This is a genomic window from Microcystis sp. M53603_WE2, assembly GCF_030065435.1.
This window is the reverse complement of sequence record NZ_JASJFF010001014.1, coordinates 1-2,215: the sequence shown is the minus strand read 5'-3', so window position 1 is coordinate 2,215 and position 2,215 is coordinate 1. Positions and strand designations below refer to the sequence as shown.

Genomic DNA, 2,215 nt, shown 5'->3' with positions numbered 1-2,215 from the left:
TGGAAGTATCTACCACTAGGGGACATTCATTATCCGCAGTCGCTCCTCTATACATTGCTAATAATTCTTTGTTATCTCCTCCCCAGGGATTTTCCCACTGCATTAAGTACATCCATACTTCATCAGTACGCCAATCTTCTAAAGGGCTATAAATAATTGCATTGGGAAGGCTACCACTATAGCGCAATGGTTTACTAATATTCTCCTTAAGATTAAGTTGTTCTTGAAAGCTATTAATTTCATATTTATTCATTGTTGAAGCACGTTTATTACTCTCAGCCTTTCTTGTACCGAGCATAAGAATAACTTCGCCATTTTCTCGAATTTGCTGACGAATAAAATGATTTGTTGGTGTTATCTTTAGTCTTTCAGTACACCAACGAAATCCATGACGAGGTGCAGGATAGCCTTTACCAATTAAACAAGTCCAAAAAGTATCTTTTATTTCTGGGCGTAATAAATAAGGTTCTACAGGCATCTGCTGCATTTTAGCTTCATTTTTCATTCTGGCTAAAGATTGTTTAACCCAAGTAGATACAAGAGGATTTTCAACTTGAGTATCTGTAGTCATTACATAAATTTTTTTATGACGCTCCTCGATGGAAAGTTTGCTGATTGCATTCCAAATTAACTGAACAACAGCACTACTATCTTTTCCTCCTGAGTAACCTATAACAAATGGAATACTGTTAGAAAGATATAAACTTTGAATTTCTTTTGTAATTATTTCAACGTCTATAACAAAGTCATCAACAGTTCTAGAAGGAAAAATATTTATCTGTGTTTGCTCGCCAAAAATAACATTATTTCTCATAAATTTAACCTTTAAATATATTATCTCTATGCCATTTTACGGATTCAAGATTAGGCAGATATTCGTGATTATCAGGCAGTATAAGATTCTCACCATGAAAATCTTTTATAGACTTTGCGTTCGGTGAAACTTCTTCAAAATCTTCTGTGATAATAATTTTGTATTGATTATCAATTGTGAATAATCCTTGATCAAATGCCCAATGATGATTTTTACACAGAGATAAACCATTGTTTATCTGGTTATTATAGAATTTAGCAAAAGGTTTGATATGTGCGCCATCGACAATACTTTGTGTCAAGGAGTGGATTACTTTAAGACCACAAAAAGAGCATTGATAATTATATATATAAACGACTGCTTTACGAAAAAAAGCACTTCTTATTAAAGATTTTCGTAGGTAGAATTTTTTCTCCTGTTCTACATTATCGAATATTGATAATTCTTCCGTACTTACATCCTGCAAGTTAGTGTTAATAGTCAATATTTCACTAATTTCTTTTTGAGATGATAAAAACCATACTGATATTAAAGTGTCTATTAATTCTTGACGACAATTTTGGTCTTGAAGCAAATTATATAAATCCTCATCTAATGAGGCATATTCTACAGCTAATTTGAGTTTTTTCATTGACTTTGGCTGTAGCCCATTAAAATCTGGCTTTAATCTTAAATACCAGAATCCTTCGCTTTGTAAGTGAAAAAATGGATAATACAACCCCCCCTCGTATTGAGACGATAAAACATTCCAGTATTTATTAAATGTATTAATTAATTCATCCGAAACAAAAATTTTATTTTCCGTGATTAATCCCTGTGAAATTAGATCGATAACTGATAAAAGTAAAATTGGTTTATATTGAGCATTACCTCTTTTTTTACTAACATTAACATTCAAAGATGCGAATCTTTCACAATAATATTTTAAATTGCGTAGGGGAAGACTATCGACCATAGGGGTGGGAGATATGCGGATAAAAAAAGGAAACTATTACCAGCATACAGGAAAACATCCCACCGAGAGGAAAAAATACAGAAAGCCTAGAGAGATAGTCATAATAACATCGATCGAGCGCGGCTGACAAGCGATCGCAAAATCGAACCTATGTACTATGATCAACCCTTAATGCAACTTTAAAAACCCGCTTCCCACTCCCTCCTATACCCTTTAAAGAGGATTTAGTATCACTTTCCCGGGTTGAGGGTTTAAGTCCGGTTAGGGATTAAAGAGTAACTCCACCGTCCACGGGTAAAACCACCCCTGTCATATAGGGGTTGATAATCAAACTCAATACTGCTAGGGCGACTTCTTCGGGTTGCCCTAAATGTTCGACAGGTAGAGCAGAAACCGCCCATTTGCTCAGGTCGGAGCGTTCCGAATCACCTTGACTGGTCCAGATG

General features: G+C 34.8%; 2 protein-coding genes and 1 pseudogene. All 3 read right to left on the bottom strand.

Going from position 1 to position 2,215, the window contains the following annotated elements; all coding sequences use genetic code 11:
- Positions 1-814, bottom strand: an 814-nt coding sequence (gene dndC / locus PX481_RS21395; protein WP_288095880.1) for a DNA phosphorothioation system sulfurtransferase DndC, incomplete at its 3' end; no start/stop codon positions are given.
- Positions 815-818: 4 nt separating this feature from the next.
- Positions 819-1,769, bottom strand: coding sequence for an HNH endonuclease (locus tag PX481_RS21390; RefSeq protein WP_353852214.1), 951 nt, complete (start codon positions 1,767-1,769; stop codon positions 819-821).
- Positions 1,770-2,037: 268 nt separating this feature from the next.
- Positions 2,038-2,215, bottom strand: a pseudogene (locus tag PX481_RS29860) (SDR family oxidoreductase); the annotation flags it as partial.